Source organism: Xylanibacter ruminicola, assembly GCF_900142525.1.
Classification (GTDB): domain Bacteria; phylum Bacteroidota; class Bacteroidia; order Bacteroidales; family Bacteroidaceae; genus Prevotella; species Prevotella ruminicola_A.
The window spans coordinates 1-4,792 of sequence record NZ_FRBD01000045.1; the positions used below are offsets into that span (position 1 = coordinate 1).

The 4,792-nt window shown below is 40.7% G+C and carries 8 protein-coding genes; all 8 read left to right on the forward strand.

The genetic code is table 11. The annotated features are described in order from the left end of the window. A partial coding sequence (locus tag BUB86_RS16720) for a transposase (RefSeq protein ID WP_139261746.1) occupies nt 1-323 on the forward strand: 323 nt, incomplete at its 5' end. A 330-nt stretch (nt 324-653) separates the two neighbouring features. Further along, nucleotides 654-950: a nucleotidyltransferase family protein gene (locus BUB86_RS16725; RefSeq protein ID WP_073211837.1), complete on the forward strand. Its 297-nt coding sequence runs from the start codon at nt 654-656 to the stop codon at nt 948-950. Then, on the forward strand, nt 928-1,311 hold the full coding sequence (locus BUB86_RS16730) for a DUF86 domain-containing protein (protein ID WP_073211840.1): 384 nt from the start codon (nt 928-930) through the stop codon (nt 1,309-1,311). Before BUB86_RS16725 ends, BUB86_RS16730 begins: the two co-directional genes overlap by 23 nt. Nucleotides 1,312-1,996: 685 nt before the next feature. Next, the gene (locus BUB86_RS16735; protein WP_073211844.1) at nt 1,997-2,470 is read left to right on the forward strand and encodes a hypothetical protein; all 474 of its coding nucleotides are present in this window, start codon (nt 1,997-1,999) and stop codon (nt 2,468-2,470) included. A 76-nt stretch (nt 2,471-2,546) separates the two neighbouring features. Next, a complete protein-coding gene (locus BUB86_RS16740) occupies nt 2,547-2,891 on the forward strand; it encodes a hypothetical protein (RefSeq protein WP_073211847.1) in 345 nt (114 codons plus the stop codon). Nucleotides 2,892-2,919: 28 nt separating this feature from the next. Continuing rightward, nucleotides 2,920-3,195: a DUF3127 domain-containing protein gene (locus BUB86_RS16745; protein WP_073211850.1), complete on the forward strand. Its 276-nt coding sequence runs from the start codon at nt 2,920-2,922 to the stop codon at nt 3,193-3,195. Nucleotides 3,196-3,283: 88 nt separating this feature from the next. Next, on the forward strand, nt 3,284-3,658 hold the full coding sequence (locus BUB86_RS16750) for a hypothetical protein (protein ID WP_073211859.1): 375 nt from the start codon (nt 3,284-3,286) through the stop codon (nt 3,656-3,658). Then, on the forward strand, nt 3,655-4,464 hold the full coding sequence (locus BUB86_RS16755) for a hypothetical protein (protein ID WP_073211852.1): 810 nt from the start codon (nt 3,655-3,657) through the stop codon (nt 4,462-4,464). Before BUB86_RS16750 ends, BUB86_RS16755 begins: the two co-directional genes overlap by 4 nt. Nucleotides 4,465-4,792: the final 328 nt, after the last annotated feature.

A 4,792-nucleotide genomic window follows, 5' to 3' on the forward strand; every position in this document is an offset into this window, starting at 1 on the left:
TACTCAACACATTAGGCTGGTTCCGTGAAATGTACAATGCTACAGAGAGATTCTATGCTATCATCACAGGCTCAGATACAACAGAATTAATCCGATGGATGAAGAAATATTGGAAAACCTCTATCGCAACGTTAAAGACTTTCATCCTCGGAATAATGAAGGATTACAAGGCTGTCAGGAACACTATCAAGCTCAACGTCACAAATGGAATTACAGAAGGATACGTCAATAAACTAAAAGCCGTGAAGCGGCTGATGTATGGAAGGGCAGGTATAGAGCTACTGAAGAACAAACTTGTATTGGAGCATGTACTTTTCAACTAAATTGCATAAGAACCACCAAAATCAGGAAAAGACAAGCACGCGCGTTCAGTGCTACAGTGCTACAGTTTAAAAATTAAGCCTGCTTACCCTGAAATATGAGGTTATATTTATATATATTATAATATATATAAATATAATAATCTAACTCTACCAATCTACCCCTAAAAATTCAACTGTAGCACTGTAGCGCGTAGCTAACCCAGTTTAAATTTTGTATTTTCAAAACTTCCAAGCAAAAGCAAATTTTTTATAAGTTTTTTGCTGAAAATGTTTTGTTTTTCGTTTTTTCTTCATATATTTGCATCGTGATAATTTAAGAAATACTTTAGAATGAAGACTACAAGCGAATATATTGAACTGATTAAAGCGCATGCTGATGAATTGCGTACCTTGTTTGGCGTACGCACCTTGCGGCTATTTGGCTCTGTTTCTCGTGGGGAACAGCGCGATGGTAGCGATATTGATGTGTGTGTAGAGATGGAACCTGCCATTTATATGGTCGTTCGCTTGAAGCGCTTCTTGGAACAGTTATTGCAGTGTTCTGTTGATGTTGTTCACATGCACCCACATATAAACCCTTATTTACTAAAGGATATTGAGCGCGATGGAATTTACGTCATCCAATGATCGTGATAGGCTAAAGGCTACCTTTGAACAGATTAACACAGCTATTAATCAGTTGAAGGAGTGGAACGCGGATGTAAAGTCTGCTGAAGACTACTATTTGTCTCCAGGCGGAATGAAAACACTTGCTGCCAATTGCATGCTCATCGAGGCAATCGGCGAGGGTATTAAGCAGATTGACAAACTTACTAATGGCCAGCTTCTTCCCGAACGTCCCGAAATCCCATGGATAGACGTTATGGGCATTCGAAATCACATAGCTCACGGATACTTCGATATCAACGGCTATCTGATTTTCTCAACCATCAAGAACGATCTCGATTCATTGCAAAAGGCGATTGAATACTTTTTAGAAACTATATAAACGCCCGCCGATTTAAGCATTGTAAAGAGGCTTGGCGGGTTCTCGTGCTGCAAAGGTACGAACTATTTCTGAAACATCCAAGCAAAATCCAAAGTTTTTATAAGTTTTTTGCTAAAATTTCTGCAATACTTATAAAGGAAAGTATACACCCACAGGTTGGTCTGCAGTGTCAAAAAGCAGAAGAGAATTAACAAAAGACCAAAACTTTAGTAATGAAGAGTTGGCTCAAGCTTTTGCTAAAAGGATATCTGGATTAACGTTAAAGACTGCTTAAACGTAAAGTTCTTCCTTTTTATAAAACATATGGTAGGTGGATTCTGATTCGGAGTTCACCTATTTTGTGTTTGATTTCTAATACACATGTTGTATTTTAGGAAAAGATTTCCTTCTCATTGTCTAAAAATATCGAAATCATTTGTTTCTATGAGTATTTCTTATTCAATACTCGGAAATGTATGCACTTAAATATATTATTATTTCAGAGAATTTTTTTTTATTGGAATGATTGCCGGTTAAAAGATAAAAGTTAATTGCAATATAAACACTTTATCTTTGCACAAGTAAACCTCAGACGACATTTTGTCGGATGAGTATATAGTATTAACCGCGAAGCTTGCCTGAGCCTGCACCGGTGCGTTTTGGATAGCTATCCACTCTTGCTGGCCGAGCATAACACTTCGAGGTTATGAGTAAGCTAAAACAAGTCCGTCCTGAGGGCTTTGACGTTGAGGCGCTGATGGCGGCTGCACGAGAGGGGAGACTTTTTGTTGACGAGGGTAAGAAGATTGTCAGCAAGGCACAGGTGGTAAAAGATGTATGCGCGTATGTGGCGCGTATAAGGACGTTTGTGACTAATGACTACGAAACGGTAATTGATGAACTGTGGGAACAGATTTTATCAACGGAACAACTTGTGGAATATTTGATGCCCAAGCCCAAGGCGCGATTATGTAAGGAGTTCGATAAGTATAATGTGGTACGCATTATAGGCGTGCTGCGCGAAAAAGGTGTGTACCAGTATTATAGTGACCGAAAATACGACGCGCTATTGGAGCCTGATGGAAAGGAAAGTCCATATAGACGTTATATGGGAATGGGGATAGAAGAGCACTCGTTGCTAGTAAAAATAAGGAAAATAGTAGAGCAATATCAACTTTAACATTTGGGTAAAATCGATTGTTTTTACCCATTTGAAAATCGCCGTACTTTTGCACTCGAATTAATTTTTTAACAATATGAAAACAGTAAAATTTACAAAGAATCATTTCGGCATCAGCATTAAGATGTGCTGCGCCAGTTGCGCCTACAAGGAGCAATCGAGATTGATAACAAAAAGAGGTTGTGCAAAACATGGTCGAGAAGTGAGACCTTGCTATCTGTGCGATTGTTGGAAAATGGACGAGAAAACCAAAGCGGCAGGCAAATCGCGTGGACGTGTTAAGCGCAAGGAGTATCTGGACTTCTTTCGCCAGGTGAGGATAGATGAGGAAAAATGTCATCATTGTGCGCCCTTGACAACCGAAGAGGTAAGAAACCTTTTTGAGAGGCTATTTGGAAATTCCATTTATATTTTTTTCTAATCAAAACTTTTTATTATTCAAAATTATTATGAGTACATTAATTTTAAGAGTGAAAAAGTGCGGAGCAATGACTACCGTACAGAGTGAAAAATCAGAAGGTGGCGTGCTGAATAAACGCACGCTGGTTCTACAAGAGCTGGGCGGCAAGTATGCCAACTGCTATGTGGTTACGCTGCTTGGCAATCAGGCCACCATCGAGTTCGAAGTGGAACAGCTTGTTGCTTGCGATATGCGATTCCAGGCGAGAGAGTTCCAAGGGCAGAATTACATGGACATAGTTGCAAATGAAATCGTTAAGCTTTAATTAATTTTTGAGTTGGAGTGAGGAGGATGTTCTCGAGTAAATGGCCAAAGAATCCCAGCTTCTTCTCGCTAAAATAAACTCAAAAAACATGAAGAAGAAAGAAATTAACACAGTTACTATCAGCGGCATGATGGCCGTTACAAAGAGTGAGAGTGGTTTGGATTATGTACAGGTGCTGCCTGATAATCCGAGTGTTGGACTGGTAAAGCCGTTCTGTGCTGTAGGTCGCGGTCAACTACTGAGCAACGGCACATTCGACTTTATTCGCCGTAAGCGCCGACACAATAAGCCTGAACTTAGACTTAAATTCAGTACCCTGTCGTTTGGTGCCGATGGATATGATCGCTTCCTGGTGATGCTGCCCAGTGAGATGCGCGATGAGTTGCCTGCTATATTGGAGGAGGATTCGGCAGAGGCTGTAAAATACCTCCTTAAATTACTAAAGAAAGGACGAAAGAAATGAGTGTGTACGTATTAGATCATTACAACGAGGATGGAGCCAAAGTGATGCGCCCCGTCCTTACAAGAAAGGACTATCTGGCCCTGCGAGGCAGTCGCAAACAGACTACTACTCTGAGCAAAATACGAGCAGGCCGTATAGATTTAAAGAATCAACTTGTGCAGATGAACTACTCGTGTCTGCCTGGCGACGACGGACTGTTGAAGGGCTGCAAACAGGCATCGTGCTCGGTGGGTATGGACATAGACTTTGTGGTACCTGAAGAGTTGTCGCCTGAGGAGCAGCAGACCTGGCTTGCTGAGAAGATGGCGGGCGTACCCGAATTGGTGCTATCGAAGCGCGAAGAACTTGGCCTGCTGATGTTTGAGCGATCGGCCACTAAAGGTTATCACTTGGCTTTTCGCCGTCAGCAGGAACTCTCGCAAGAGGGTAATTTGCAGTGGGCTAGCCGATTGCTCGGAATTAAATTTGATGATGCTGCAAAGGACATAACAAGGGTTTTCTATACCACAACTGCTGATGAAAACGAACTGCTGTTTCTGGATGACGAGCTGTTTGATGCTACACCGCTACAGTGCTACAGTTCAGAAACAACGACTATAGTTAATCCCGTGGCCAACGACCCACAGGCAGAGTACAATGGCATACTATTTACAGATATCATAGCTAAGTACTGGGAGCTGTTTAATGGTGGAAAGATACCAAACTCTGGCGACAGAAACATGCGTACCTTCGACCTGGCATTAACTCTACGTTGCATCTGTGGCTATAATCTGGAACGTATGATGCAGGTGATTGTCTTTTCCTGATTTTGGTGGTTCTTCTGCAATTTAGTTGAAAAGAACGATAGTTTATCGGCTATATCAATCGCGATTTATTCTATCTAGTTTGACAAGATTTGCGAATGGTTTTATTTATATATAATTAACTGACAATCAATAATATACGTTGCAAAAATATTAGAATATTTGACAAATTTTTCGTAACTTTATATCGCCAAACATAAAGGAAAAATCAATGTACAAATACCCTAACGGCGACAAAGTTACAACAAAAAAATTGGAATACGGCAATTTGGTCACGACAAAATTGCCGGAGTGTGATGGAATCTCTAAAATCTACCTGTCATCAGGACTT

Bases quoted from the DNA above. Each gene is read 5' to 3' on its own strand.
- BUB86_RS16750 (WP_073211859.1), top strand. From the start codon at position 3,284: ATGAAGAAGAAAGAAATTAACACAGTTACTATCAGCGGCATGATGGCC.
- BUB86_RS16740 (WP_073211847.1), top strand. From the start codon at position 2,547: ATGAAAACAGTAAAATTTACAAAGAATCATTTCGGCATCAGCATTAAG.
- BUB86_RS16730 (WP_073211840.1), top strand. From the start codon at position 928: ATGGAATTTACGTCATCCAATGATCGTGATAGGCTAAAGGCTACCTTT.
- BUB86_RS16735 (WP_073211844.1), top strand. From the start codon at position 1,997: ATGAGTAAGCTAAAACAAGTCCGTCCTGAGGGCTTTGACGTTGAGGCG.
- BUB86_RS16725 (WP_073211837.1), top strand. From the start codon at position 654: ATGAAGACTACAAGCGAATATATTGAACTGATTAAAGCGCATGCTGAT.
- BUB86_RS16745 (WP_073211850.1), top strand. From the start codon at position 2,920: ATGAGTACATTAATTTTAAGAGTGAAAAAGTGCGGAGCAATGACTACC.
- BUB86_RS16755 (WP_073211852.1), top strand. From the start codon at position 3,655: ATGAGTGTGTACGTATTAGATCATTACAACGAGGATGGAGCCAAAGTG.